Annotated in this window: 24 protein-coding genes and 1 tRNA gene; 11 read left to right on the plus strand and 14 right to left on the minus strand. The window is 68.3% G+C overall.

Going from position 1 to position 24,903, the window contains the following annotated elements; all coding sequences use genetic code 11:
- The coding region (locus ACDP63_RS20625; RefSeq protein WP_409928579.1) for a transposase at positions 1 to 355 on the plus strand (355 nt) is incomplete at its 5' end.
- Here ACDP63_RS20625 and ACDP63_RS20630 read toward each other — a convergent pair.
- A complete protein-coding gene (locus ACDP63_RS20630) occupies positions 352 to 1,095 on the minus strand; it encodes an SDR family oxidoreductase (protein WP_024845683.1) in 744 nt (247 codons plus the stop codon). The two genes, ACDP63_RS20625 and ACDP63_RS20630, sit on opposite strands and share 4 nt — an antisense overlap.
- A 14-nt stretch (positions 1,096 to 1,109) precedes the next feature.
- Positions 1,110 to 2,555 (minus strand): aldehyde dehydrogenase family protein, encoded by a 1,446-nt coding sequence (locus tag ACDP63_RS20635; RefSeq protein WP_024845682.1) that lies wholly within the window; start codon positions 2,553 to 2,555, stop codon positions 1,110 to 1,112.
- Between the two features lie 121 nt (positions 2,556 to 2,676).
- Here ACDP63_RS20635 and ACDP63_RS20640 point away from each other — a divergent pair, with 121 nt between their 5' ends.
- Positions 2,677 to 3,384 (plus strand): VIT family protein, encoded by a 708-nt coding sequence (locus ACDP63_RS20640; RefSeq protein ID WP_024845681.1) that lies wholly within the window; start codon positions 2,677 to 2,679, stop codon positions 3,382 to 3,384.
- Here ACDP63_RS20640 and ACDP63_RS20645 read toward each other — a convergent pair.
- The 5 genes from ACDP63_RS20645 to ACDP63_RS20665 form a co-directional block, all read right to left on the minus strand.
- Complete coding sequence (locus ACDP63_RS20645; RefSeq protein ID WP_024845680.1) at positions 3,381 to 4,136, minus strand: ABC transporter ATP-binding protein; 756 nt, start codon at positions 4,134 to 4,136, stop codon at positions 3,381 to 3,383. The genes ACDP63_RS20640 and ACDP63_RS20645 overlap by 4 nt on opposite strands.
- A 46-nt stretch (positions 4,137 to 4,182) precedes the next feature.
- Positions 4,183 to 5,037, minus strand: coding sequence for an ABC transporter ATP-binding protein (locus ACDP63_RS20650; protein ID WP_024845679.1), 855 nt, complete (start codon positions 5,035 to 5,037; stop codon positions 4,183 to 4,185).
- Positions 5,034 to 5,939, minus strand: coding sequence for a nickel transporter permease (gene nikC, locus ACDP63_RS20655; protein ID WP_024845678.1), 906 nt, complete (start codon positions 5,937 to 5,939; stop codon positions 5,034 to 5,036). The genes ACDP63_RS20650 and nikC overlap by 4 nt, the downstream gene beginning before the upstream one ends.
- Positions 5,936 to 6,946 (minus strand): ABC transporter permease, encoded by a 1,011-nt coding sequence (locus ACDP63_RS20660; protein ID WP_051419895.1) that lies wholly within the window; start codon positions 6,944 to 6,946, stop codon positions 5,936 to 5,938. Before ACDP63_RS20660 ends, nikC begins: the two co-directional genes overlap by 4 nt.
- Before the next feature lie 81 nt (positions 6,947 to 7,027).
- Positions 7,028 to 8,626: an ABC transporter substrate-binding protein gene (locus ACDP63_RS20665; protein WP_036766000.1), complete on the minus strand. Its 1,599-nt coding sequence runs from the start codon at positions 8,624 to 8,626 to the stop codon at positions 7,028 to 7,030.
- 225 nt (positions 8,627 to 8,851) lie between these two features.
- Here ACDP63_RS20665 and ACDP63_RS20670 point away from each other — a divergent pair, with 225 nt between their 5' ends.
- The 4 genes from ACDP63_RS20670 (at position 8,852) to ACDP63_RS20685 (ending at position 12,750) form a co-directional block, all read left to right on the plus strand.
- Entirely contained in the window at positions 8,852 to 10,075 is a 1,224-nt protein-coding gene (locus tag ACDP63_RS20670; protein WP_024845675.1) for a glutathionylspermidine synthase family protein, read from the plus strand.
- Between the two features lie 2 nt (positions 10,076 to 10,077).
- Positions 10,078 to 10,692 carry a DUF1190 domain-containing protein gene (locus ACDP63_RS20675; protein WP_024845674.1) on the plus strand — a complete coding sequence of 205 codons (615 nt, stop codon included), beginning with the start codon at positions 10,078 to 10,080 and terminating at the stop codon, positions 10,690 to 10,692.
- 184 nt (positions 10,693 to 10,876) lie between these two features.
- Entirely contained in the window at positions 10,877 to 11,515 is a 639-nt protein-coding gene (gene eda, locus ACDP63_RS20680; protein ID WP_024845673.1) for a bifunctional 4-hydroxy-2-oxoglutarate aldolase/2-dehydro-3-deoxy-phosphogluconate aldolase, read from the plus strand.
- A gap of 8 nt (positions 11,516 to 11,523) precedes the next feature.
- Complete coding sequence (locus ACDP63_RS20685) at positions 11,524 to 12,750, plus strand: MFS transporter (RefSeq protein WP_024845672.1); 1,227 nt, start codon at positions 11,524 to 11,526, stop codon at positions 12,748 to 12,750.
- Positions 12,751 to 12,841: 91 nt separating this feature from the next.
- Here the strand turns inward: ACDP63_RS20685 and ACDP63_RS20690 are convergent, their stop codons facing one another.
- The 4 genes from ACDP63_RS20690 to ACDP63_RS20705 all read right to left on the minus strand — a co-directional run bounded on the left by ACDP63_RS20690 (position 12,842) and on the right by ACDP63_RS20705 (position 17,221).
- Entirely contained in the window at positions 12,842 to 14,050 is a 1,209-nt protein-coding gene (locus tag ACDP63_RS20690; RefSeq protein WP_024845671.1) for a beta-ketoacyl-[acyl-carrier-protein] synthase family protein, read from the minus strand.
- 137 nt (positions 14,051 to 14,187) lie between these two features.
- The gene (locus tag ACDP63_RS20695; RefSeq protein WP_024845670.1) at positions 14,188 to 14,448 is read right to left on the minus strand and encodes an acyl carrier protein; all 261 of its coding nucleotides are present in this window, start codon (positions 14,446 to 14,448) and stop codon (positions 14,188 to 14,190) included.
- Between the two features lie 47 nt (positions 14,449 to 14,495).
- Complete coding sequence (locus tag ACDP63_RS20700) at positions 14,496 to 15,590, minus strand: UDP-3-O-(3-hydroxymyristoyl)glucosamine N-acyltransferase (protein ID WP_024845669.1); 1,095 nt, start codon at positions 15,588 to 15,590, stop codon at positions 14,496 to 14,498.
- A 26-nt stretch (positions 15,591 to 15,616) separates the two neighbouring features.
- Positions 15,617 to 17,221 carry a murein L,D-transpeptidase gene (locus tag ACDP63_RS20705; RefSeq protein WP_036748248.1) on the minus strand — a complete coding sequence of 535 codons (1,605 nt, stop codon included), beginning with the start codon at positions 17,219 to 17,221 and terminating at the stop codon, positions 15,617 to 15,619.
- A 333-nt stretch (positions 17,222 to 17,554) separates the two neighbouring features.
- Between ACDP63_RS20705 and ACDP63_RS20710 the strand changes: the two genes are divergently transcribed.
- Positions 17,555 to 18,115 (plus strand): YcbK family protein, encoded by a 561-nt coding sequence (locus ACDP63_RS20710; RefSeq protein WP_024845667.1) that lies wholly within the window; start codon positions 17,555 to 17,557, stop codon positions 18,113 to 18,115.
- Positions 18,116 to 18,184: 69 nt separating this feature from the next.
- Here ACDP63_RS20710 and ACDP63_RS20715 read toward each other — a convergent pair whose 3' ends face one another.
- On the minus strand, positions 18,185 to 18,937 hold the full coding sequence (locus ACDP63_RS20715) for an SseB family protein (protein ID WP_024845666.1): 753 nt from the start codon (positions 18,935 to 18,937) through the stop codon (positions 18,185 to 18,187).
- Positions 18,921 to 19,538 carry a uracil-DNA glycosylase family protein gene (locus tag ACDP63_RS20720; protein WP_036748250.1) on the minus strand — a complete coding sequence of 206 codons (618 nt, stop codon included), beginning with the start codon at positions 19,536 to 19,538 and terminating at the stop codon, positions 18,921 to 18,923. Before ACDP63_RS20720 ends, ACDP63_RS20715 begins: the two co-directional genes overlap by 17 nt.
- Positions 19,539 to 19,738: 200 nt before the next feature.
- On the opposite strand from ACDP63_RS20720, the gene ACDP63_RS20725 reads away from it, so the two are divergent.
- The 3 genes from ACDP63_RS20725 to kdsA are packed head-to-tail and all read left to right on the plus strand — an operon-like array spanning position 19,739 to position 22,960.
- The gene (locus tag ACDP63_RS20725; RefSeq protein WP_024845664.1) at positions 19,739 to 20,392 is read left to right on the plus strand and encodes an ABC transporter ATP-binding protein; all 654 of its coding nucleotides are present in this window, start codon (positions 19,739 to 19,741) and stop codon (positions 20,390 to 20,392) included.
- Positions 20,376 to 22,130 carry a capsule biosynthesis protein gene (locus tag ACDP63_RS20730; protein ID WP_409928580.1) on the plus strand — a complete coding sequence of 585 codons (1,755 nt, stop codon included), beginning with the start codon at positions 20,376 to 20,378 and terminating at the stop codon, positions 22,128 to 22,130. Before ACDP63_RS20725 ends, ACDP63_RS20730 begins: the two co-directional genes overlap by 17 nt.
- Positions 22,127 to 22,960 (plus strand): 3-deoxy-8-phosphooctulonate synthase, encoded by an 834-nt coding sequence (gene kdsA, locus ACDP63_RS20735; protein WP_024845662.1) that lies wholly within the window; start codon positions 22,127 to 22,129, stop codon positions 22,958 to 22,960. Before ACDP63_RS20730 ends, kdsA begins: the two co-directional genes overlap by 4 nt.
- Here kdsA and ACDP63_RS20740 read toward each other — a convergent pair whose 3' ends face one another.
- The gene (locus ACDP63_RS20740; RefSeq protein WP_024845661.1) at positions 22,961 to 24,169 is read right to left on the minus strand and encodes an NAD(P)/FAD-dependent oxidoreductase; all 1,209 of its coding nucleotides are present in this window, start codon (positions 24,167 to 24,169) and stop codon (positions 22,961 to 22,963) included.
- Between the two features lie 96 nt (positions 24,170 to 24,265).
- Between ACDP63_RS20740 and ACDP63_RS20745 the strand changes: the two genes are divergently transcribed.
- Positions 24,266 to 24,340, plus strand: a tRNA-Gln gene (locus ACDP63_RS20745).
- Positions 24,341 to 24,903: the final 563 nt, after the last annotated feature.

Genomic DNA, 24,903 nt, shown 5'->3' on the forward strand with positions numbered 1-24,903 from the left:
GAACCTGACCGAAGGCCAGGCGCATGACGGACGCTCGGGGGACGATATGGTCGGGTCCATCGGCGCGGGCCGGATCCTGCTCGCCGGCCGGGGCTACGACCGCGACCGGCTGCGCGATAGGCTCGCCGAACGCGGTGCCCGGGCCAATATCCGTCCCATACCGACCCGGAAACGCTTTCCTCCCTTCGATCCGGTTCTCTGCCGCGCCCGCAATCAGATCGAACGGTTCTTCGGCAAACTCAAACATTTCCGGTCCATCGCAACGCGATACGACAAGCGAGACGGCAATTTCCTCGCATCCGTACAACTCGCCTCCATCCGCATATGGTTGCGGAGATATGTGTCGGTGAATTAGACCGTCCGCCCGCCATCGACCTCGAGGATGACGCCGGTGATGAAATCGGCCTCGTCCGAGGCGAGGTAAAGCGCCGCATTGGCGATGTCGCGCGGCTGCGACAGCCGGCCCAGCGGGATGGTGGCAAGGAAGCGGGCGCGGTTCTCGGGCGTGTCCTCGCAGCCCATGAACCGCTCCAGCATCCCGGTCTCGCCCATCACCGGGGCGATGGCGTTCACGCGGATGCCCTCGGGCGCCAGTTCCGCCGCCAGGCTGCGGGTCAGGGTGTTCACCGCGCCTTTCGAGGAATTGTACCAGCTCAGCCCCGGCCGCGGCCTTATGCCGGCGGTCGAGCTGACATTGATCATCACGCCCTGCCCGCGCGTCCGCCAATGTGGCAGCACGGCATGGGTCATGTGAAAGATCGACAGCACGTTGATGTCGTAGATCTTGCGGAACGCCGCCTCGTCGGTGTCGAGCAGCGGACCGTTCGGCGTGGTCCAGCCGGCATTGTTCACCACGATGTCGAGGCTGCCGAAGCTTTCGCACGCCTTCTCCACCGCGGCCCGGACCTGGTCGCCCTGGCTCACGTCGCAGGGGATGGCGAGCCCGTCGATGCCCGCGGCCACCGCCGCCGCACCTTCGCCGTCGATGTCCAGCACCGCCACCCGCGCGCCCTCGCGCGCGAAGGTTTCGGCGATGCCGCGCCCGAAGCCCGAGGCGCCGCCCGTCACCAATGCCGTCTTGCCTTGCAGCCGCATGCTCTCTCTCCCTGTTATGCGAAACGATGAACCACGGTTTTCAGCCGCGAGAATTCGTAAAGCGCGGCGAAGCCCTTTTCGCGCCCATGGCCGGATTTGCGAACCCCGCCGAAGGGCAGCTCGATCCCGCCCCCGGCGCCATAGCCGTTGATGAAGACCTGCCCGCAGCGCATGGCGCGGGCCAGGCGCGCCTGCCGGTCGCCGTCGCGCGTCCAGATGCCGGCGACCAGCCCGTATTCGGTGCCGTTGGCAATGGCCACCGCCTCGGCCTCGGTGTCGAAGGGGATGGCGGCCAGCACCGGGCCGAAGATCTCTTCCTGGGCCAGCGGGCTTTGGGGATCGACCGGGCCGAACAGCGCCGGCGCGACATAGAAGCCGGCTGCGGACGCATCCGCGGCCACGCCGCCCCGCGCGATCAGCGGGGCTGCGGCCTCGGCGACATAGCGTTCGACCCGCGCCTTCTGCCGGGCCGAGATCAGCGGGCCCAGCAGCGCGCCTTCGGCCGGGCCGGCCTCGACCGCGCGGAAACGCTCGGCCAGCATTGCCGTCAGCCGGTCCCAGATGCCGCGCTGGATCAGCACCCGCGATCCGGCCGAGCAGGTCTGGCCGCCGTTCTGCACGATGGCGCCCACGATCACCGGCGCGGCGGCCTCGAGATCGGCATCCTCGAAGACGATCTGCGGCGACTTTCCGCCCAGTTCCAGCGTGCAGGGGATGTGATTGCGCGCCGCGGCGATCTGGATGGCCTGGCCGACCTGGGGCGAGCCGGTGAAGCTGATGAAATCGACGCCGGGATGTTCGGACAGCGCCCGCCCGGCCACCTCGCCGCGCCCGGTGACGATGTTGATGGCACCGGGCGGAAAGCCGGTCTCGGCCGCCAGTTCGCCGATGCGCAGGATGGTCAGGCAGGCATCCTCGGCCGGCTTGGTCACGGTGGCATTGCCCATGGCCAGCGCCGCGCCGACCGAGCGGCCGAAGATCTGCACCGGATAGTTCCAGGGGATGATATGGCCGGTGACGCCATGCGGCTCGCGCAGCGCCGTCACGTCATAGCCGTTCAGGAACGGGATCACCTCGCCATGCAGCTTGTCGGCCGCGCCGCCGTAATACTCGAAATAGCGCGCCAGCGCCGCCATGTCGGCGCGCGACTGGGCGACGGGCTTGCCGTTGTCGCGGGTTTCCAGCTGGGCAAGCGCCTCGGCCTCGGCCTCGATGCGCAGGGCCAGGCGCAGCATCAGCCGGCCGCGCTCGGCGGCGGTCAGCCGGCCCCAGTCGCCCTCGAAGGCGGCACGGGCGGCGCGGATCGCCGCGTCGACATCCTTGGGACCGGAATCGGCGATGGCGGCAAAAGGCCGGCCGTCGATGGGCGAGATCATCGCCATCTCGCACCCCGAGGCGGCCGGCAGCCAGGCGCCGCCGATCAGGTTTCGCGCCGGCGGCAGGATCGGGTCGTCGCGCATGTCACCTCCGTTCTGCGGGATTCGCCTGGGCGCAGCGTGACGGCGCCGGGCGCGGGACGCAAGGCTGGCAAATCCGGCATGGCCGGCTAAGCTGCCCGCGACGCAGCAGCCGAGGCCAGCCATGAGCAAGCAACCCAGCGCCCATCCCGACGATCCGCATTATGTGAACCGCATGGGCTGGCTGCGGGCCTCGGTGCTGGGGGCCAATGACGGCATCGTCTCGACCGGCGCGCTGATAGCCGGGGTCGCCGCCGCCGATCCGGGGCGCGAGGCGATCCTGATCGCCGGGCTGGCGGGGCTGGTCGCCGGGGCGATGTCCATGGCCATGGGCGAATATGTCTCGGTCAGTTCGCAATCGGATACCGAGCGCGCCGACATCGCCCGCGAGCGCACCGCCCTGCGCGAGATGCCCGAGGCCGAGCTGCACGAACTGGCCGCCATCTACGAATCGCGCGGCATGAGCCCCGGCACCGCCCTGCAGGCGGCGCGCGAGGTGACCGAGCATGACGCGCTGGCCGCGCATGTGCGCGACGAGCTGGGGCTCAGCGAGGCCTCGAACGCCAATCCCTTGCAGGCGGCGCTGGCTTCGGCCGCCACCTTCAGCATCGCGGCTGCGGTGCCGCTGCTGGCAGCGATCCTGGCGCCCGGCGGCCAGGTCGTCGCCAGCGTGCTGGTCGCGGTGCTGGTCGCGCTGGGACTGCTGGGGGCGCTGGGGGCCTGGGCCGGCGGCGCGCCGCCCGGCCGGGCGGTGTTGCGGGTGATGGCGGGCGGCACCCTGGCGCTGGCGGCCACTGCCGGCATCGGCACGATCTTCGGCGTGGCGGTCTAGGCTTCGCGGACATAGCCGGCGCTGGCGGCGATCAGCGCGCGGGCGTAATCGCCCTGCGCCCTGCCGGCGCGCAGGCTGGCGGCGTCCATTTCCTCGACGATGCGGCCGGCGCGCATCACCGCCAGCCGGTCGCACATATGCGCCACCACCGCGAGGTCGTGGCTGACCAGGACATAGCTCAGCCCGCGCTCGGCCCGGATGTCGGCGAGCAGGTTCAGGATCTCGGCCTGCACGCTGACATCGAGCGCCGAGGTCGGTTCGTCGAGCAAGAGCAGCCTGGGCTCGGCCGCCAGCGCGCGGGCGATGGCGACGCGCTGGCGCTGGCCGCCGGACAGCTGGTGCGGATAGCGGAAGCGGAAGCCCTGCCCCAGCCCGACCTGATCCAGAAGCCGGGTAATGCGGGCGTCGATCCGGTCCATGCCCTGCAGGTGCAGGGTTTCCGACAGCACCCGGTCGACGGAATGGCGCGGATGCAGGCTGGCATAGGGATCCTGGAACACCATCTGCACCGTCTTGTGGAACCCGCGCGAGCGGCGGCTGCCGGCGACCGGCCTGCCCGCGACCGCGATGCGGCCCGACCAGCTGTCGATGAGCCCGGCGACGGCGCGCAGGATGGTGGACTTGCCCGAGCCGCTTTCGCCGACGAGGCCGAAGCTTTCGCCCGGCCCGACGGCGAAGCTGGCGGATCCGACCGCATCGACGCGCTCGGGCGCATGGCCGAACCAGACGTTCAGATCCTCGACCGTCAGCATGGGCGGCACCGGGACGGATGGGTATTTGGGGAACGAAGAAGCGGCATCACGGGGTTCCCGCCGGCGGGGCGTCGCGCCAGCCCTGTTGCCTTTGCAGGACCGCGAGCCGGTCCACCGGCCGGTCGAGGCGCGGCAGGCTGTTCAGGAGGCCCTGCGTATAGGGATGGCGCGCGGCATGCAGGTCGCGGGCGGGCAGTTCCTCGACCACGCGGCCGGCATACATGATGAGGACGCGGTCGCAGAATTGCGCGACCAGGTTCAGGTCGTGGCTGATGAAGATCAGCCCCATGCCGCGTTCCCGGACCAGCCGGTCGAGGATGCGCAGCACCTCGTTCCTGACCGAGACGTCCAGCGCCGATGTGGGCTCGTCCGCGATCAGGATCTCCGGGTCGGGGGCCAGCATCATCGCGATCATGATGCGCTGGCCCATGCCGCCCGAGACCTCGTGCGGATAGGCATGAAACACCCGCTCGGGGTCGCGGATCTGCACCGCGGCCAGCATCTCCAGCGCCTTGTCGCGGGCCTGGGCGCGGCTGGTGCCGGTATGGAGCCGATAACCCTCGACGATCTGGCGGCCGACGGTCATCACCGGGTTCAGGCTGAAGCGGGGATCCTGCATCACCATGCTGATGCGCGCGCCGCGCAGCCGGCGCAGCCGCGATTCCGGCAGGTCCAGGATCGATTCCCCGCCAAGCGCCATGCGCTCGGCCTCGACCCGCCCCGGCGGGCGCACGAGGCCGAGGATGGCGCGGCCGGTCATCGTCTTACCCGAGCCGCTTTCGCCGACCACGCCCAGCCTTTCGCGGCCAAGGTCGAAGCTGACGCCGCGCACCGCCTGGAAGGTGCCCGAGCGGGTCGGGAAGCTGACGCGCAGGTCCCGGACGGAAAGCAGCGGGCTCATTCCCGGCCCCCCTTGGGGTCCAGCACGTCGCGCAAGCCGTCGCCGAGCAGGTTGAAGGCCAACGACACGACGAAGATCGCCATGCCGGGCATGGCCGCGACCCACCAGAAGTCGAGGATATAGCCGCGCCCGTCCGAGATCATCGCGCCCCATTCCGGCATCGGCGGCTGCGCGCCCAGGCCGAGAAAGCCCAGCCCGGCGGCGGAGAGGATGATCCCCGCCATGTCCAGCGCCACCCGCACGATCAGCGAGCTGACGCAGAGCGGCCAGATATGGCCGATCAGCAGCCGCAGCGGTCCCGCGCCCTGCAGCCGGGCGGCGGCGATGTAATCGGCATTGCGAATGGTCAGCGTCTCGGCCCGCGCCAGCCGCGCATAGGGCGGCCATGAGGTGATGGCCAGCGCCAGCACCGCATTGCCGATGCCGGGCCCGAGGGCGGCGACGAAGGCCAGCGCCAGGATCAGCTTGGGAAAGGCCAGGAAGATGTCGGTGATGCGCATCAGCACCTGATCGACCCAGCCGCCGGCGAAACCCGCCACCGTGCCGACGAAAAGCCCGATCACCGGCGCGATCAGCGCCACCGTGCCGACGATGAACAGCGTCACGCGCGAGCCGTGGATCAGCCGCGACAGGATGTCCCGCCCCAGCGCGTCCGTGCCCAGCCAGTGCTGCGCGGAAGGCGGCTTCAGCCGCTCGGCCAGGTTCTGCGCGAACGGGTTCTGCGGCGAGAGCCAGGGCGCGAAGGCGGCGACGAACAGCAGCCCCAGCAGGATCGCCAGCCCGACCATGGCCAGCCGGTTGGCGCGAAAGGTCAGCCAGCCCTGGTAGATCGCCCCCAGCCGCGCCTGCCGCCGGGTCTGCGGCGCATCGGACAGAAGCCATGCGCGTGTCGTCTCGGTCATGTCGCCCTCGGGTCCAGCAGGCGGTAGAGGATGTCGGACAGCAGGTTCAGCGCCACGAAGCAGGTGCCGACCACCACCGTGCCGCCCAGCACCGCGTTCATGTCACCGGCCAGCAGCGCCTTGGTGATGTATTGGCCGATGCCGGGCCAGGAGAACACGATCTCGGTCAGCACCGACCCTTCCAGAAGCGAGCCGAAGCTGAGCGCGATCACCGTGATCAGCGGCACAAGGATGTTGCGGAAGGCATGGCCCCAGATCACCCGGCGCTCGGACAGGCCCTTGACGCGGGCGGTGACGACATATTCCGCCGAAAGCTGCTCCAGCATGAAGCTGCGGGTCATGCGGCTGATATAGGCGAGGCTGAAATAGCCCAGCAGGCTGGCCGGCAGCACGATATGGCTGAAGGCGTCGCGGAAGGCGGCCCAGTTGCCGGCGACCAGGCTGTCGACCAGGATCAGCCCGGTGACCGTCGGCACCATGCCGTCGTATATGATGCCCTGCCGACCCGGCCCGCCGACCCAGCCGAGAATGCCGTAGAACAGCAAGAGCCCCATCAGCCCCAGCCAGAAGATCGGCATGGAATAGCCCACCAGCGCCACCACGCGGGCGATCTGGTCGATCCAGCCGCCCCGGCGCGCCGCGGCGACCACGCCCAAGGGCACGCCCACGCAGACGCCGATCAGCGTGCCCAGCGTCGCCAGCTCGACCGTCGCCGGGAACACCCGCCGCAGGTCCTGCGCCACCGGATGCCCGGTCGAGATCGAGCGGCCGAAATCGCCCTGCAGCACCTCGGCCATGTAGCGCAGGAACTGCTGCCAGATCGGCTTGTCCAGTCCCATGGCCTGGAAGGCCGCGTCATATTGCGCCTGTGTCGCGCGCTCGCCCACCACCTTCAGCACCGGGTCGATCGGCATGACGCGGCCAATGACGAAGGTGACGAGCAAAAGGCCGAGCAGCGTCAGCACCAGCGACAAGCCCAGCCCGGCAAGCCGCCGGCCCAGCCGCATGGCGCGGCGCGGCGCTCTGCCGCCGGCCGGGGTTGGGGCGCCCTGCCCCGGCTGACCAACCAGATCGGGCTGGGCCACGCCTTATTCCTTCGTCACCTGGCGATAGAGAACCGAGCTGACCGAGCCGCCCGAGGTCCAGTTCTGGACGTTCTGCTGCATCGCCACCTGCTCGATTTTCTGGAACATCGGGATGATCGGCGCGATCTCGCGATATTGCTTCTGGATGTCCAGGTACATCTGCACACGCTTGTCGGTGTCGCCCTCCAGCGTGGCGGCCTCGACGGCGCGGTTCATCTCGTCGGGCACCGCCCAGCTGTTGCGCCATGCCAGCTGCGACAGGCCGGCATCGTCGGCATTGTTCGGGTTATGGGCGAAGGTCGAGGCATTGGTATGCGGATCGGCGTAATCCGGCCCCCATTCGCCGATGAAGATCGGCACCTGGCGCGCGCGATAGGCATCCAGCACCTGCGCCCCGGTCATCTGCTGGATCTCCAGCGTCAGCCCGACCTGCGCCATGGCGGCTTGCAAGGTCTGGGCGGCGTCGACATATTCGCGAATGTCGCGCACGACGGTCTTGACCGTGCCCGAGGTGATGCCGGCATCGCTCAGGATCTGGCGGGCCTTCTCGATGTCATAGGTCCAGGGGTTCTCGTCCGAGGCGCCCAGATAGCCTTCGGGCAGGAAGTTCTGATGCACCTTCCACTGGCCCTTGAGGAAGCTCGATTCCATGCCCGCGTAGTCGATGAGGTATTTCATCGCCTCGACCATCTCGGGGCGGGACAGCAGGGGATCCTTCTGGCTCAGCCCCATGTAGAGGATGCGGCCGCGCAACTCGTCCATCACCTTCAGCCTGTCGTTGCCGGCAATGCCCTCGACATCGGTCGGCGTCAGGTTGCGGGCCACGTCCACGTCGCCCTGCTCCAGCAGCAGCCGCTGGGCGCTGCTTTCCTGGACATGGCGCACGATCACCCGCGCCATTGCCGGGGCGCCCTGCCAGTAATCGGGATTGGCGGTCAGCTGCACCGCCTCGTTCGGGCGCCAGGCGGCCAGGGTGAAGGGCCCCGAGCCCGCATCGTTGGTGGACAGCCAGGCATTGCCGAAATCCTCGCCCTCGGCATGGGCCATCACGGTTTCCTTGTCCACGACCGAGCCGACCTCCGAGGCCAGGCAGTTCAGCACGTAGCTTTGCGCATAGGGCTGGTCGAGTTGCAGCACCAGCCTGTTGCCGTCGAAGGTCACGCGCTCGTCCACGTTCTCGGCGGTGAAGCCGAACTGGTTGAGGATGAAGGCGGGCGACTTGTTCAGCTTGACGGCGCGTTGCAGCGACCAGGCGGCGTCCTCGGCCCGGACCGGGTTGCCGGAATGGAACGTCACCCCCTCGCGCATGGTCAGCGTGATGGTCCTGCCGTCCTCGCTGACTTCCCAGCTTTCGGCCAGGCTGGGCTTGATCCCCGCCGCCAGGTCCAGCGGGTCGATATCGACCAGCCGGTCATAGAGGTTCCTGACCACGTCCTGGCCCGAGAACTCGAAGCTCTGGCCGGGGTCCAGGCTGATGATGTCGTCGATCTGATGGGCGATCACCAGCGTATCGGCGGGGGTCTCGGCCCAGGTCGCTGAGGCAGGCGCCAGCATCACGGCCGAGGCCAGCATGAGCACGCGAAGCGGGAAACGGTTCTGCATGACGGATCATCCCTGTTGTCGCGCCCCGTCGCTCGCGGGGCTGGAATGGTAGCAGCTTGGCGCGAAGCCGTCCCTGCCGCAAGCCCCGCATGCCGGGGCACATGGCCGGGCGCAGCGCCCGGCGCGGGGCAACGCCGATGCATCCGGGCCCCCGGCCAGGAAAATCGCCGCCCAAGGCTTGCGCCGGGCCGCCGCCCCGTCCTATCTCGGGCGGAAGGAGAGACCATGGAAAAACGCACCCTTCCCGAGCGACCCGGCTGGCGCGACGAGGCGGAGAAGCTGGGCTTCAGCTTCGCCGACATGGGCGGCGAGCCCTATTGGGACGAAACCAGCGCCTATCGCTTCACCCTGCGCCAGGTCGAGGAGGACATCGAGGCCCCGGCGACGGAACTGCATGCGATGTGCCGCGAGGCGGTGGACCGCGCCACCCGCGACGAGGCCTGGCTGGCCCGGCTCGACATCCCGCGCGCGCATTGGGATCTGGTCGCGGCCAGCTGGGCGCGGGGCGAGCCCGAGCTTTACGGGCGCATGGACCTGGCCTATGACGGCCATGGCCCGGCGAAGCTGCTGGAATACAATGCCGATACGCCGACCTCGCTCTACGAATCCGCCAGCTTCCAATGGCTCTGGTTCGAACAGCAGCGGGCGGCCGGGGTGCTCGACGCGGATGCCGACCAGTTCAACAGCATCCACGAGGCGATCGTGGCGCGCTGGACCCAGATCTGCACCGATGGCGAAGAGGTGCATTTCACCGCCGATCCCGACAATCCCGAGGATTACGCCACCGTCGAGACCCTGGCCTGGGCCGCGCGCGAGGCCGGCCTGGGCGCGCATTTCACCGCGCTTTCGCAGATCGGCCTGACCGAGGAGGGGCAATTCGCCGACGACCAGTCGCGCGTCATCGGCACGCTCTTCAAGCTCTACCCCTGGGAGGACATGCTGCGCGACGATTTCGCCGCGCATCTGCAATCCTCGGGCACCCGCTTCATCGAGCCGCCCTGGAAGGCGGTGCTGTCGAACAAGGGCATCCTGCCGCTCCTGTGGCAGATGTTCCCCGGCCATCCGAACCTGCTGCCCGCCTTCTTCCTGGCCGACGTGCAGGAAGCGATGGCGGGCGGCAGTCCCGCCCCCGATCTGGCCCCGGCCTTCGAGGCGGCGCGCGACACGCTGGCCCAGGGCCATGTCTTGAAGCCGATCTTCTCGCGCGAAGGCGCGGGGGTGGTGATCCGCGAGGCGGGCCGCGAGGTGGCGCGCACCGGCGACGACAGCTATTCGCATCACCCGATGATCGTGCAGGGCCTGGCCCGGCTGCCGGATTTCGGCGGCTTCCGCCCGGTCCTCGGCGCCTGGATCGTGGGCGAAAGCTGCTGCGGCCTCGGCCTGCGCGAGGACCGCTCGCCCATCACCCACAACCTGTCGCGCTTCAAGCCGCATTTCATCGAGGGCTGACCATGACCGAACGCCTCCCCCGCAAACGCTCGCGCCATGTCGCGCTGGTGCTGGCCGGAACCGCGACCCTGGCGCTGGCCGGCTGCGAGGACGACCGCATGGATGCGCAAAGCTTTCCCGACCTGGAAAGCTGCATCGCCGCCAGCAAGCAGGAAACCCTGTGGTTCACCGAAGAGGACTGCCGCAAGAACTTTGCCGCCGCCCAGCAGGAATTCCTGGAAACCGCGCCGCGCTACGAATCCAGGGAGCTGTGCGAACAGGAACATGGCCTGGGCAATTGCGGCGGCGACCCGGCCCAGCAGGCGCAGGGCTCGGGCGGCGGCTTTTCCTTCATGCCGCTGCTGGTTGGCTACATGATGGGCTCGATGCTGTCGCGCGGCGGCGGCATCTTCTCGCAGCCGATGGTGAACACGGCCGACGGGCGCTATTCGACGCCCAAGGGCGACCAGAGCTTCGCCAGCAACCGCGGCGCCGGCAAGGTGCCGGCCGCGACCTTCCAGCGCGCGCCCTCGACCATCGGCAAGCCGCCGATGTCGGCGGCCCAGGTCAGCCAGCGCGGCGGCTTCGGCGCCTCGGCCACCGCGCGTTCGGGCGGGCGCAGCAGCCTCGGCGGCTGACGGCTTCTTTCTTGCCCAAATATCCTCGGGGGTGAATTGCGGCCACCGGCCGCAAGAGGGGGCAGACAGCCCCCTTTTCCTTTCGCCGGCCTGCCTGCGTCAAGTTAACGCTAACATGAACCCTTGCGCAGCGGCGCGGAAAAGCGCAACCTGCCGCGAGATTTCCGCAAGAACGAGACCCGCCATGACCCCCGAACAGCAGTCCCAGAAGACCCGCGCGCTTTGCGAACTCGCCCCGGTGATCCCTGTCCTGGTCGTCGGCGACGCCGGCCGCGCCGAGGGGCTGGCCACGGCACTGGTGGCCGGCGGCCTGCCGGTGCTCGAGGTGACGCTGCGCACCCCCGCCGCGCTCGACGTCATCCGGGCGATGGCCAGAGTGCCGGGCGGCCATGTTGGCGCCGGCACGGTGCTGACCCCGGACGATGCGAAACGGGCCAGGGATGCCGGGGCCAGCTTCGCCGTCTCGCCCGGCCTGACCGAGCGGCTGGCGCGTGCCTGCGAGGATATCGGCCTGCCGCTCCTGCCCGGCGCCGTCACCGCCTCCGAGGTGATGCGGGCGATGGAACTGGGCTATTCCATGCTGAAATTCTTCCCGGCCGAGGCGGCGGGCGGGGCGAAATCGCTGAAATCCCTGGCCGGGCCGCTGCCGCAGGTCAGCTTCTGCCCGACCGGCGGCGTGACCTTGCAGAACGCCCCCGGCTACCTGGCCCTGCCGAATGTGGTCTGCGTCGGCGGCAGCTGGATCGCACCCGATGCCGAGCTGGCCGCCGGCGACTGGGCGGCGATCGAATCCCGCGCCCGCGACGCGCGCGCCCTGCGCTGAGGCGCAGCATGGCCATGGCGCTGACCGAGACCGACCCGATGCGCCGGGCCTGGCGCAATGTCGTCGTGCTGCTCCTGGCGCAGGCATTGCTCGGGGCGCAGATGTCGATGATCTTCATCGTCGGCGGGCTGGCCGGCCAGATGCTGAGCCCCAATCCCTGCATTGCCACCCTGCCCCTGTCGATGATGATCCTGGGCTCGGCGCTTTCCGCCCGGCCGCTCTCGGGCTTCATGCGCCGGCACGGGCGGCGGGCGGGGTTCCTCTTGTCCTGCGGCTCGGCGGCGCTGGGGGCGGGTATCGCCGCCTATGCCCTGGCCAGCGGCAGCTTCTGGCTGTTCACCGCCAGCGCGCTCTTTACCGGGGTCTACATGGCGGCGCAGGGCTTCTTCCGCTTTGCCGCCACCGATTGCGCCCCGCCCGAGTTCCAGTCGCGCGCCATCTCCTGGGTGCTGGCGGGCGGGCTTGCCGCCGCCTTCACCGGCCCGCTGCTGGTGCGCTGGACGGCGGAAGTGACCGCCATCCCCTTCCTGGCCACCTATGCCGCGATCATCGGGCTGAACCTGCTGGGGCCGGTGCTTTTCGCCTTTCTCGACATTCCGCGCCCGCCTGCCCCCGCCCGGGGCCACGCCCAGGGCCGGCCGCTGGGCGAGATTCTGCGCGTGCCGCAGATCGCCGTGGCGATGATCTGCGGCATGGTCTCCTATGCGCTGATGAACCTGGTGATGACCTCGGCGCCGCTGGCGGTGGTGGGCTGCGGCTTTGCCACCGCGGATGCGGCCAACATCGTCTCTGGCCATGTGCTGGCGATGTTCGCGCCCTCGTTCTTCACCGGCCACCTGATCGCCCGCTTCGGTGCCACCCGCATCGTCATGGCCGGCTTGGCGATCCTGGCCGGTGCCGGGGCGGTGGCGCTGTCGGGCGTTGATCTCGCGCATTTCTTCTTCGCCATGATCCTGCTCGGACTGGGCTGGAACTTCGGCTATATCGGCGCCACCGCCATGCTGACCCGCGCCTATCGCCCCGAGGAACGCGAGCGGGTGCAGGGCCTGAACGACGCCGTGGTCTTTGGCGGCGTCTTCCTGGCCTCGCTGTCCTCGGGCGGGCTGATGAACTGCATGGGCGGCTCGGCCCAGGCGGGCTGGAGCGCGGTGAACCTCGCCATGCTGCCCTTCCTGGTGCTGGCCGGCGGCGCGCTCTTGTGGCTGATGCTGCGCCCGCGCGAGGTGGCGCGGTAATACATCCAAGCCGCGGCAAAGGTCCGAAACTCAGCCTGGAAAGCCCGGAGCCTTCCATGGCAAGCTGCTGCTTCCCAATGCCATAATGACGTCACGCCTTGCGCAGTGCGATCACCGCATTCAGCCCGCCGAAGGCGAAGGCGTTAGACAGAACCGCCTCGACCCTGGCCTCGCGCGCCTCGTTCGGCACCACGTCCAGCGCGCATTCCGGGTCCGGCTCCTCGTAGCCGATGGTGGGCGCGATCACGCCGTCGCGCAGCGCCATGATGCAGGCCAGCAGTTCGACCGCGCCGGTGCCGCCGATCAGGTGGCCGTGCATGGACTTGGTCGAGGAAATCATCAGCCGGTCGGCATGATGGCCGAAGGCATGGGCCACCGCCGCGCATTCCGTCTTGTCGTTCGCGGCCGTGCCGGTACCATGGGCGTTGATATAGCCGACCTCGTCGGGGCGCATATGCGCGTCCAGCATGGCGCCGGTGATGGTACGCTCGGCGCCGATGGCCGAGGGCATGACGATGTCCTGCGCATCCGCCGACATGGAAAAGCCCACCACTTCGGCCAGGATGTCAGCGCCGCGCGCCACCGCGTGCTCCCAATCCTCGAAGACGAAGACCCCCGCCCCCTCGCCCTGCACCATGCCATTGCGGGTGGCCGAGAACGGCCGGCAGGCATCCTTGGACATGACGCGCAAGCCCTCCCAGGCCTTGACGCCGCCAAAGCACAGCATCGCCTCGGACCCGCCGGTCAGCATGACGGTCGCGGCGCCCGAGCGCACCATGTTGAAGGCCAGGCCCATGGCGTGGTTGGAGCTGGCGCAGGCGGTGGCCACGGTGAAGCTGGGGCCCAGCAGCCCGTATTCCATGCTCAGATGTGAACAGGCCGCGTTGTTCATCAGCTTGGGCACGACGAAGGGATGGACGCGGTTCTTCCCCTCTTCATAGACGGTGCGGTAATTCTCGTCCCAGGTGGTCATGCCGCCGGCGGCGGTGCCCAGCACCACGCCCGCGCGCAGGCCCAGCTCGCCCTCGAAGACCAGGCCGGACTGCGTCACCGCCTCGCGCGCGGCCAGCAGGGTGAACTGGGTGAACTTGTCATAGAGGACGATCTGCTGGCGATTGAAATAGGTCTCGGCCTCCCAGTCGCGAACCTGGCCGCCGATACGGATCGCCAGCCGCTCGACATCGCGGAACTCCAGCGGGCCGATGCCGCAACGCCCCTCGCGCATCGCCTCCAGCGTCGAGGGCACGTCGCGGCCAAGCGCGTTGATGGTGCCCATGCCGGTGATGGCGACGCGGCGCATGCCGTTGGCATGGCGCCCCATGATGACGCGGCCCAGCATGGTGCGGGCGAGCTTGGTCGCGTTCTTGACCTTGCCCTTGACCTTGCCGGGCTTGCGTTCGGATTTGGGCGTCTTGTCGCCCTTGGCCCTCTTGGCGTTCATGCCTTGTCAGCAACCAGCTTTTCCACGGCGCCGATGATGGCGCCGAGGCTCGAGATGTCGAAGTCGGATTTCTCGGGCTCGTTGGCGTTGAAGGGCACCGAGATGTCGAAGGCTTCCTCGATGGCAAAGATGGATTCGACCAGGCCCAGGCTGTCGATGCCGATCTCTTGCGGCGACATCTCGAGCTGCAGTTCGGAAGGATCCAGCATCGCCTGTTCTGCGATGATCTGGATGATGCGGTCGCGGATTTCTGTCATCTCGGCCTCCGTTCTGTCCCGGTCAGGGGCGATTACATGCGGGAATGCTATTCCACGCCGCCCTTGTCGAGCAGTTTCTTAACAGTTTCGCGAAGCTCGGCCACCTGCGCGTAAAGCCGTGGCAGGCGGCGGATGTTCTTCTGCGCCTCGACATGGGTCTCCATCTTGACCGCCGGGCTGCCCAGCAGCACCCGGCCGGCCGGCGCGTTGGTGAATATCTTGGTGGCGCCGCCCGCGATCACGTCGTCGCCGACGAAGATGTTGTCCGAGACGCCGACCTGCCCGCCCAGCACCACGCGATTGCCGATCCGGGCCGAGCCGGCGATGCCCACCAGGCCGCAAAGCAGGCAATCCTCGCCCACCACGCAATTGTGGCCGACCTGCACCAGGTTGTCGATCTTGGTGCCGCGGCCGATGCGGGTCGCGCGGATGGTGCCGCGGTCCACGGTGGAATTGGCGCCGATCTCGACATCGTCGCCGATCTCCAGCCCGCCCAGCGAATGGATGCGGGTCCAGTGCTGCTGGCGGATCTCGGACCGCTCGCCCAGGGATTGCCGGATTTCCTCGACGCCGGATTTCTCGGGCGTGACAAAGGAAAACCCGTCCGCGCCCAGCGAGACGCCGGGGTTCAGGATCACCCGGTCGCCGATGGTCACGCCATGGGCGATGCGCACCCCGGCATGGATCAGCGCATCGCGGCCGATCACCGTATCCGCGCCGATCGAGACATGCGAGGCGATGCGCGCCCCCGCCCCGATCCGCACCCGCGCCCCGATGACCACGAAGGGGCCGATGGCGGCATCCTGGGGCAGTTCGGCCGTCGGGTCGATTACCGCGCTGGCATGGATGCCGGGCGCGATGCCGGGGCCGGGATCGAAGGCACGGGTCAGCCCGGCCATGGCCAGTCGCGGGCGGCCGACCAGGATGGCGGCGCGCAGCCCCAGCGCCTCGGGATCGGCCCCCTCGGCCAAGAGCGCCATGCCGCCCGGCGCCAGCTTCTCGGCATAGGCGGGCGTGGTCGCCAGGGCGATCTGGTCCTCGCGCGCCTGGCCGGCCTCGGCCGCGCCGTTGACGATCAGGCTGCCCTCGCCCCAGAGACGGGCATCAAGTGCGCGGGCCAGTTCGGCGATGGTCAGTGTCATGCGGCTCCCCTTTGCTTGGGGTTCATCTATTCATCCGCGGCCGCGGAATCCAGCCCGGCCTTGACCAGCGCCGCATGCACCAGCGCATCACGGCCATAGATGTCGGGAAAGCGGCGGATCTGCCCGGTCTCGTCGGGGAAGGCGGTGAAATAGACCAGATGCACCGGCACCGGCGGGCGCAGGTTCAGATAGGTCTCGCGCCCGGATTTCAGCGCCTTGGCAAACACCGCCTCGGGGTTTTCGACCTGGCCCGTCAGCAGCTCATGCGCCAGGTCGATGGGCCGGCCGACGCGGATGCAGCCATGCGAATAGGCGCGGCTCGACTGGTTGAACAGATGCTTGGTCGGGGTGTCGTGCAGATAGATGTTCCAGGGATTGGGGAACATGAACTTGACCTGCCCCAGCGCATTGTCGTCGCTGGGTTTCTGCCGCATCCGGTAGGGAAAGGTCTTGGCCGTATACTTGCGGAAATCGATGCGGTCGCGCGGGATGACATTGCCCGCCCCATCCACCACGTCGAGATGGCCGACCGCATGGCGGTTGGCCTGCAGCCGCGGCAGGTATTCCTTGACGGTGATCGAGCGCGGCACGTTCCAGCGCGGGTTGACCACCATGTATTTCATCGTCTCGCTGAACTCGGGCGTCTCGAATTCCCGGTTGGCCTTGCCGATCACCACGCGGGTCTCGAAGATCTCGCGGCCGTTCTCGTAGATGCGGGCGTTGAACTCGGGCAGGTTCACCCAGACGTGGCGGGCGTTCAGGTCATGGCCGGCCATCCAGCGCATGCGCTCCAGCGCGACCAGGATCGCCTCGGACTCGGGGCCGGTGCCGCGGTTCAGCCGCGCCACCGTGCGCGGCCCGGCCACGCCATCCGCCGGCAGCCCCGCCGCCCGCTGATAGGCGGCGACCGCCTGCGCCAGCGCCCCGTCATAGGTCAACGGGCTGTCCTGGGGCGCCGCGGCGAAACCGACCGAGGCCAGGCGCACGCGCAGCGCCGCGACGGCGGGATCGCTGGTCCCCTCGCGCCACAGCCCCTCGGGCACCGGCGGCGCATCGGCGGGGGCCACCAGCTGCGACTGCCGCGCCAGCGCCTGACGCAGCGCCTCGTAGCGCGGATCCTGGGGCGGCAGGGTGGCCAGCATCGCCGCCGGATCGTCGGCGGCGGCAAAGGCGCGCAGCAGGTCGCCGGTGCGCGGGCGCTGCACCTCGCGCTTGATGCCGGGCTCGACCCTGCGCGGATCGAGGATCCCGCCCGTCACGTCGCGGCTCCAGTCGGCAAAGGCGCGGGCAAAGCGGATCTCGCCCTCGACCGTATCGGCGCCCGCATCGTCCAGCCGGCGCAACGCGGCCTGGCGATAGCGCGCGGCAGGCAGCCCGTGCGAGGCTGCCTGCCCCAGCGCCTCGATCAGCGCGGCCCGGCGCGGGGCCCCCTCGGCACCCGCGAAGATCGGCTTCAGCCCGTTGGTGCCATAGAAATCGGCCAGGCCTGGATGGTCGGCGACCCGCTCAGCCAGTTGCATTTCCGTTTCGGAAAAGCTCAGCCTCGGCGCCGGAAGCGCGGCCATGGGCGCGGCATCCAGCGCCTGGCCGGCGGCGGCACGCGGCATGGCCAGAACGGCCGCAACAACCATCACACGAATCAGCCCGAAAGAGCGCACCTGACATTCCCTTCAACACCTGCGGCAAATCTTCGCATCCGGGCGGATTCCGGTCCAGCGACGCAGGTTTTTTGTTGCATCACTGATGCAGCGTGAACACGGCGGCGCAGAAACATTCGCTTTGGTTCCGAATCACACGGATTTCGGCGGATTCTTGCCGAGAATGGCAGAACTTCGCCGCCTGCGGAACGAAAAGCTTCCCTCCGCTCGCGCGCTGGTGACATAGTCTTAACCGGTTCCGGCTAAACCGGAGCGCGCCGTTTCAACGGGCGGCAAGAACAACGAAAGCAGGACAGGCGATCTGACATGACGTTCGAATCTCTCTCGCGTCGGGGCATCCTTGGCGTCTTCGCGGCGACCACGGTGGCAGCAGCGCCGGTTATGGCCAATGCCTTCGGTCTGCTGCGAGGTGCCGGCGACATCCGCCGCATTCGCATGTATTCGGGGCGCACGGGCGAAAGCATCGACACGGTTTACTGGGTCGAAGGCAAGTATATCCGGGATGCCCTGAATGAAATCAACATCTTCATGCGCGACTGGCGAACCGGCCAGGCGATCGGAATCGACCCGCGCACGATCGACATCGCCGCGGCCTCGCACAGGCTGCTGCAAACCAACGAACCCTATATGATGCTGTCGGGCTATCGCTCGCCCCAGACCAACGCCATGCTGCGCTCGCGGTCCTCGGGCGTGGCCAAGAACTCGCTGCACATGGTGGGCAAGGCTGCGGACCTGCGCCTGAAATCGCGCTCGGTCTCGCAGATGTACAAGGCCGCGGCCGCCTGCAATGCTGGCGGGGTCGGCAAATATTCGCGCTCGAACTTCGTCCATATGGATTGCGGCCCGATCCGCCACTGGGGCGCCTGACTCGCGGCCGATCAATTTTCGGTGATCACGCAAAGACCCGCCCCTTTGGGCGGGTTTTCGTTTGCCTTTTCAGCGCAGCCGCGGCGGTGCCGAGGGATCGCGCCGCACCGGTTCGGGCGCGGGCGCAGGCGGCGGGGGTTCCATGACCAGCGCCCCGGTGGGCAGGTCGGGCTCGGCAAAGCCGATGTCCACGCCGCCGGGCAGCTCGGGCAGGAAGGCCAGCAACTCGGCCAAAGCCTTGGCCACCGCGGCCTGATGCGCCGGATCGACGCCGGCCAGGATCAGCGCATGGCCTTGCCGCCCGTCCTGCCATTCGGCGGCGACCAGCGCCAGCCGCCCGACCAGCCCGGCCATATCGCCCAGCCGCTGCGCCAGGGGCTCGGCCAGCAGCGCCACCGCCTCGGGCGAAGGCGCGCCCAGCCGTCGCGCGGCCTCGTCCGGCGCCATGCCGGGCCGCGCCTGAAGCGCCCCGACCAGCCAGCCCAGCACGCCCGCATCCAGCATCAGCTGCGAGGCATGGCCGGGATTGACCAGCAGGCCCCGCCCCTCCTCGGCCAGGGCCGCGGCCAGCACCCGGCCCGGCAGCGCGAGATAGGCGACCGGGCCGCCGACGAAACCGGCCAGCCGCTCCTCGCGGTCGCAAGCCAGGGCAAAGCGCCCCTCGGGCAAGTCGAACAGCCGCAATTCGGCGCGGTCGTCGGCCGGCTCGGCCAGCAGCGCCACGAAAAGCTCGGTATCGGCCAGGCGCGACAGGATGCGCGACCGGGCAGGCGCATCGGCCTCGTGAAAGGGAACCTGGCAAAGCTCATCCAGCGGGGTCATCGGCTTCTCTCATCAGGGCGGCAACGGCGGCGCGCAGTTCCGGCAGCAACTCGGCCTGGAACCAGGGATTGCGCCGCAGCCAGGCGGTATTGCGCCAGGACGGATGAGGCAAGGGGAAGATGTGCGGCGCATGATCGCGCCAGCCGGCGACGGTCGCCGTCACCCCGCCGCGCGCTGCGGCCCCCAGGTGCCAACGCTGCGCATGGCCGCCGACCAGCAGCGTCAGCTGCGGCCGCAGCTCGGCCATGACGCGCGCGCGCCAGGTCCGGGCGCAGATCGGCGGCGGCGGCAGGTCGGCGCCCTTGGCGTCATAGCCGGGAAAGCAGAAGGCCATCGGCACGATGGCGATCCGCGAGCGGTCATAGAACTCGGTTTCGGACAGGCCCATCCAGTCGCGCAGCCGGTCGCCCGAGCGGTCGGCAAAGGGTCGCCCGACCAGATGCACGCGCATGCCCGGCGCCTGGCCGACGACCAGGATGCGCGCGCCGGGGCGGAACCAGGCGACGGGGCGCGGGCTATGCGCGGTCGCCGTCACCGCAAAGCGCGGCGCACAGAGGCGGCAGGCGGAAATCTCGCGAAGGAGGCTGGGCAAGGCGGGCATGCCCGGCAGATAGGTACCCCGGCCATGGCAAAAAAGGGCCGGCATTCACGATATATAAAGCATTGATCGCCATGGTGGACAGCGCGACCCGCCCGGCATATTGTCCGGCCTGCCGCGGCCGGGGGTATTCGGCGCGCGGCGGGACTGTGTATGTCGTAACCATTACCATGCCGCGCCCGCGCGCGGATCAGGACGGCCAGATGATCGAATTCGACAATGTTTCCAAGTCGTTCTGGACCGGCATGCAACGCAAGGTGATCCTGGACCGCGCCTCGTTCCGGATCGAGCTGGGGCGGTCGATGGGCATCCTGGCCCCCAACGGTACCGGCAAGACCACGATCATCAACATGATGTGCGGGCTGGAAAAGCCCGACGAGGGCACGATCCGCAGCGAATGCCGGGTGTCCTTTCCGCTGGGCTTCATGGGCGGCATCACCTCGTCGCTCAGCGCCAATGAGAATGCGCGCTTCATTGCCCGCATCTACGGGCTCGACCCGGATTACGTCGAGGCCTTCTGCCGCTGGCTGACCGACATCGACGAATATTTCGACATGCCGGTCGGCACCTACAGTGCCGGCATGCGCGCGCGCTTCACCTTTTCGCTGATGCTGGCGCTGGAATTCGACATCTACCTGATCGACGAGGGCATGCCCAGCACCACCGACCCGGAGTTCAACCGCAAGGCCGGGACCGTGCTTTACGAACGCCTTCGGTCGGCGACAGTGGTCGTGGTGTCGCACCAGGCGCAAACCATTGAAAAGTTCTGCAATTCCGCGGCCGTCCTGCGCGACGGCAAGCTCTACCATTTTGAAACCCTCGAAGAGGCGAAGCAATATTATGACTACACCGCCTAAGGCGCGCGCCTATCGCACCCGCCGCGAGGAATCGGTGCTGGCCGTCGGCCAGGAACCCGCAGCGGCCGAAGAAAAGGGCAAGGCAAGGGTCGAAATCAGGAAACGCACCGAAGCCCCGCCCGCTGCGCAGGACATGGGGCAGCTTTTCGCCACCGGTGATGACGGCTTCGGCGACATGCGCTTTCCCGGCGCGGCGCCGCAGCCGGCCGATATGCCCAGGGACGGGGCGGCGCCGGATCAGCCCCCGTTGGCCGAGCGCATCGCCGCCGTGCGAGCCGAGAACCTGACCGATCGCCAGCTGCGCATGGCGCGCCGCATCGCCGCCATGCATGAGATCGAGGCGGCGTCGGATCACGAGGCGGTCGTCCTGCTGCGCGACCGCGGCATCGACCCGTTCCACCGCGCCTCGGTCAGCAAGATTCTGTCCGAGGAAGGGGCGCGCGCCCAGTCGGCGGCCTCGGCGGCCGGCACCACCATGCCGGTGCCGATGCGCGGGGATGGCTCCGGCCCCCGCCGGCGCGGGACCGAGATCACGCCCCTGCCCCCCGGCACGCCCAACCTGCCCTCGCGCGAGGAACTGACCGAGGACCGGCGCGCGGCCGAGATCATCCGCATCCAGCAGGACATCGCCCGGCGCAGGCGCCGCAAGCTTCTGATGCTGTTTGCGCGCCTGGCGGCCTTTGTCGGACTGCCGACGCTGATCGCGGGCTGGTATTATTTCTTCGTCGCCACGCCGCTTTACGCCACCGTCTCGCAATTCCAGATCCAGCAGGCCGAGCAATCAAGCTCGAGCGGGATCGGCGGGATTTTCGGCGGCACGCAGATGGCCACCAATACCGATTCGGTGTCGGTGCAAAGCTATCTGACCTCGCGCGATGCGATGCTGCGGCTCGACAGGGATCTGGGCTTCAAGCGGGCCTTCCAGGATCCGGCCATGGACCCGATCCTGCGCCTGTTGCCGGATGCGACCAACGAACAGGCCTACAGGCTCTATCGCAACCTGGTGAAGATCGGCTACGATCCGACCGAGGGCGTGATCAACATGGAGGTGATCGCCCCCGATCCCGAGCTCAGCCAGGAATTTTCGATGGCGCTGATCAAATATGCCGAGGGACAGGTGGACCAGATGACCGCGCGGCTGCGCGAGGACCAGATGAAGGGCTCGGTCGAAAGCTATCAGGATGCCGAGAACAAGGTGCTGCTGGCGCAGCGCCGCGTCCAGGAACTGCAGCAAAGGCTGGGCGTGCTGGACCCTGCGGCCGAAGGCAGCGTGATCATGAACCGCATCGCCGATCTCGAGCGCCAGCTGGCCGAAAAGAAGCTGGAACTGGGTCAGCTGCTCTCCAACCAGCGCCCCAATGCCAGCCGCGTCGCGGGCGTCAGGGGCGACATCGGCCGGCTGGAGGAGATGCTGGACCAGACCCGCAGCCAACTGACCGAAGGCAATACCGCCCGCGGCTCGCTGGCGACCATCTCGGGCGAGATCCGCATCGCCGAATCCGACCTTGCCACCCGGCAGGAACTGCTGGCCAATGCCGCCGCGCAGATGGAAACTGCGCGGATCGAGGCCAACAAGCAGGTCCGCTATCTTTCGCTTTCCGTCGCCCCGGTGCCCCCGGACGAGGCGACCTATCCAAAGGCTTTCCAGAACACGATCGTGGCCTTCCTGGTGTTTTCGGGCATCTACCTGATGCTCTCGCTCACCGCTTCGATCCTGCGCGAACAGGTATCCTCATGAATCATGTCCAGATCGGCAATGTCACCTTCGGAAACGATCGGCCCCTGGCGCTGATCGCCGGGCCTTGCCAGCTTGAAACCCTCGATCACGCGCTGATGATCGCCGAGACCGTGGCCGAGGCCTGCGCCAAGGCGGGGGCGGGCTTCGTCTTCAAGGCCAGCTACGACAAGGCCAACCGCACCTCGCTCAGGGGCCGGCGCGGCATCGGCATCGACGGGGGGCTGCGCATGCTCGAGGAGGTGCGCAAGCGCATCGGCTGCCCGGTGCTGACCGACGTGCATGACATCGAACAGGCCCGGCTGGCCGGCTCGGTGGTGGACGTGATCCAGATCCCGGCCTTCCTGTCGCGCCAGACCGACCTGCTGCTGGCGGCGGGCGAGACACCGGCGGCGGTGAACATCAAGAAGGGTCAGTTCCTGGCCCCCTGGGACATGCCCAATGTCGCCGAAAAGGTCGCCTCGACCGGGAACAAGCGCATCCTGCTGACCGAGCGCGGCGTCAGCTTCGGCTACAACACCCTGGTCGCCGACATGCGCAGCCTGCCGATCATGGCGCGGACCGGCTGGCCGGTGATCATGGATGCGACCCATTCCGTGCAGCAGCCGGGCGGTCAGGGCGGCTCGTCCGGCGGGCAGCGCGAATTCGCGCCGGTCATGGCACGGGCGGCGGTGGCGCTGGGCGTGGCCGGCGTCTTCATCGAGACGCATCAGGATCCCGACAACGCGCCCTCCGACGGGCCGAACATGATCCAGCTGGAGCGGATGCCGGCGCTGATCGCCTCGCTCATGCGCTTCGACGCGCTGGCCAAATCCGATCCGGTGATGGACTGATCAGCCGGCCGCAATGGCCTGGGCCGCGGCATGGGCCGAGGCCCAGGCCCATTGGAAATTATAGCCGCCGAGCCAGCCGGTGACATCGACCACCTCGCCGATGAAGTAAAGGCCGGGGACGGATTTCACCTGCATGCTCCGCGAATCGAGCGCACGCGTATCGACGCCGCCCACCGTGACCTCGGCCGTGCGCCAGCCTTCGCTGCCGACCGGGCGCAGGGTCCAGCGATTCACCCGCGCCCCCAGCCGCTCGAGCGCGGCATTGCCCTGGTCGGCCAGCCGCGCGCCCGCCAGCCCCGCCTCGGCGGCGATCGCCTCGGCCAGCCGGGCGGGCAGCCAGCGCGACAAGGCCGATCCCACGCCCAGCCGCCCGCCCTGGCCGCGGATCTCTCGCAGGCCCGCCGCGACATCCGTATCCGGCGCCAGATCCACGGCGATCTCCTCCCCCGGCCGCCAGAAGCTCGAAATTTGCAGGATCGCCGGTCCCGACAGCCCGCGATGGGTAAAAAGCAGCCCGTCGCGAAAGCGGGTGCGCCGCCGTCCCGCGCCATGGCTGACCTCGGCCGCGACCGACAATCCGGCCAGCGGCCGGCAAAGGTCCAGATCCTGCTGGGCGAAGGTCAGCGGCACCAGCCCGGCCCTTGGCTCGGCCAGCGCAAGCCCGAAACGGGCGGCGATGTCATATCCGATCCCCGTCGCCCCCATCTTGGGAATCGATTTGCCGCCCGTTGCCACGACCACACGCCGCGCCGCCAGCGGCCCCCGCGCGGTGGCGACGACGAAGCCGCCACCTGCCGGCTCTACCCCCGCCACGGCAATCCCAAGCCGCAATTCGGCACCGCGCATCCGGTGCAGCAGCATATCGATGATCTGTCGCGCGCTGCCATCGCAAAACAGTTGCCCCAGCGTCTTTTCGTGCCAGGCGATGCCCGCCTGCTCGACCAGGGCAAGAAAATCCGCCGGCGTGAAGCCGGCCAGGGCCGATGCCGCAAAGCGCGGGTTGCCCGAAACGAAGCGATCGAGCCCGGTCGCGAGATTGGTGAAATTGCACCGTCCACCGCCCGAGATGCGGATCTTCTCGCCCGGTGCGCGGGCATGATCCAGCACGACGATCCGCTGCGTCCGCTCGTCCGCCTGCCCCAGGATCGAGCCGGCGCAGAAAAGCCCGGCCGCCCCGGCGCCAAGAATGACTGTATCAACCTGTTCCATGGCGGGCCCATAGAACTCCGGCGCGAAAGCCACAAGATTTTTCCTTTTTGCCTCTTGCACCCCCCCGTCGGCTTGGCTAGATACGCCTCCACAAGTTGGGGCGTGGCCAAGTGGTAAGGCAACGGTTTTTGGTACCGTGTACCGTAGGTTCGAATCCTACCGCCCCAGCCAATTCATCTAAGTCAATAAGAAGATGATATTTTCTGTTCTCACGAACGGGATCTTTCCGGACCTTTTCGACGGAATAGCTTAGATTGGCTCGCGACCTGCTTCGTCATGGCGGTTGGGCGACGGAGAGGGTTATGCCCCAAGAGATGCCCCAGGGTTGCCCTCCTTCGGTTCGCTGTCTGGCTCCCCTCTTGGAACGANTCGTCATGGCGGTTGGGCGACGGAGAGGGTTATGCCCCAAGAGATGCCCCAGGGTTGCCCTCCTTCGGTTCGCTGTCTGGCTCCCCTCTTGGAACGAAAGAGTGATCGTCGGCATCTTCGATCTACCAAGCAATGCCGTCACGCCATCCCTTGTGCTGTCTTATTAGTCAGAACAGATAAACCTCTCTTGCAGCCAGGCAAGATGCCCAGCTAAGGTTTGCTGGAATTTCCATCTGTTATGTTGGAAGCTTCGCAAGCCTGCCGGGGTCGTGTCGCGAAGGCTGTGGAAATTCCCTGGCGGCTTGCTCCGGGCATGTGAAGTTGGCGCGGGTTAGGCCGCGAGGTCAATGGACATCGGCACGAGA

Origin of the sequence: Paracoccus sp. P2 (assembly GCF_046335115.1) — a bacterium.
Taxonomy (GTDB): Bacteria; Pseudomonadota; Alphaproteobacteria; order Rhodobacterales; family Rhodobacteraceae; genus Paracoccus; species Paracoccus pantotrophus.

Bases quoted from the DNA above. Each gene is read 5' to 3' on its own strand.
- ACDP63_RS20630 (WP_024845683.1), bottom strand. From the start codon at position 1,095: ATGCGGCTGCAAGGCAAGACGGCATTGGTGACGGGCGGCGCCTCGGGC.
- ACDP63_RS20635 (WP_024845682.1), bottom strand. From the start codon at position 2,555: ATGCGCGACGACCCGATCCTGCCGCCGGCGCGAAACCTGATCGGCGGC.
- ACDP63_RS20640 (WP_024845681.1), top strand. From the start codon at position 2,677: ATGAGCAAGCAACCCAGCGCCCATCCCGACGATCCGCATTATGTGAAC.
- ACDP63_RS20645 (WP_024845680.1), bottom strand. From the start codon at position 4,136: ATGCTGACGGTCGAGGATCTGAACGTCTGGTTCGGCCATGCGCCCGAG.
- ACDP63_RS20650 (WP_024845679.1), bottom strand. From the start codon at position 5,037: ATGAGCCCGCTGCTTTCCGTCCGGGACCTGCGCGTCAGCTTCCCGACC.
- nikC (WP_024845678.1), bottom strand. From the start codon at position 5,939: ATGACCGAGACGACACGCGCATGGCTTCTGTCCGATGCGCCGCAGACC.
- ACDP63_RS20660 (WP_051419895.1), bottom strand. From the start codon at position 6,946: ATGCGGCTGGGCCGGCGGCTTGCCGGGCTGGGCTTGTCGCTGGTGCTG.
- ACDP63_RS20665 (WP_036766000.1), bottom strand. From the start codon at position 8,626: ATGCAGAACCGTTTCCCGCTTCGCGTGCTCATGCTGGCCTCGGCCGTG.
- ACDP63_RS20670 (WP_024845675.1), top strand. From the start codon at position 8,852: ATGGAAAAACGCACCCTTCCCGAGCGACCCGGCTGGCGCGACGAGGCG.
- ACDP63_RS20675 (WP_024845674.1), top strand. From the start codon at position 10,078: ATGACCGAACGCCTCCCCCGCAAACGCTCGCGCCATGTCGCGCTGGTG.
- eda (WP_024845673.1), top strand. From the start codon at position 10,877: ATGACCCCCGAACAGCAGTCCCAGAAGACCCGCGCGCTTTGCGAACTC.
- ACDP63_RS20685 (WP_024845672.1), top strand. From the start codon at position 11,524: ATGGCCATGGCGCTGACCGAGACCGACCCGATGCGCCGGGCCTGGCGC.
- ACDP63_RS20690 (WP_024845671.1), bottom strand. From the start codon at position 14,050: ATGCGCCGCGTCGCCATCACCGGCATGGGCACCATCAACGCGCTTGGC.
- ACDP63_RS20695 (WP_024845670.1), bottom strand. From the start codon at position 14,448: ATGACAGAAATCCGCGACCGCATCATCCAGATCATCGCAGAACAGGCG.
- ACDP63_RS20700 (WP_024845669.1), bottom strand. From the start codon at position 15,590: ATGACACTGACCATCGCCGAACTGGCCCGCGCACTTGATGCCCGTCTC.
- ACDP63_RS20705 (WP_036748248.1), bottom strand. From the start codon at position 17,221: ATGGTTGTTGCGGCCGTTCTGGCCATGCCGCGTGCCGCCGCCGGCCAG.
- ACDP63_RS20710 (WP_024845667.1), top strand. From the start codon at position 17,555: ATGACGTTCGAATCTCTCTCGCGTCGGGGCATCCTTGGCGTCTTCGCG.
- ACDP63_RS20715 (WP_024845666.1), bottom strand. From the start codon at position 18,937: ATGACCCCGCTGGATGAGCTTTGCCAGGTTCCCTTTCACGAGGCCGAT.
- ACDP63_RS20720 (WP_036748250.1), bottom strand. From the start codon at position 19,538: ATGCCCGCCTTGCCCAGCCTCCTTCGCGAGATTTCCGCCTGCCGCCTC.
- ACDP63_RS20725 (WP_024845664.1), top strand. From the start codon at position 19,739: ATGATCGAATTCGACAATGTTTCCAAGTCGTTCTGGACCGGCATGCAA.
- ACDP63_RS20730 (WP_409928580.1), top strand. From the start codon at position 20,376: ATGACTACACCGCCTAAGGCGCGCGCCTATCGCACCCGCCGCGAGGAA.
- kdsA (WP_024845662.1), top strand. From the start codon at position 22,127: ATGAATCATGTCCAGATCGGCAATGTCACCTTCGGAAACGATCGGCCC.
- ACDP63_RS20740 (WP_024845661.1), bottom strand. From the start codon at position 24,169: ATGGAACAGGTTGATACAGTCATTCTTGGCGCCGGGGCGGCCGGGCTT.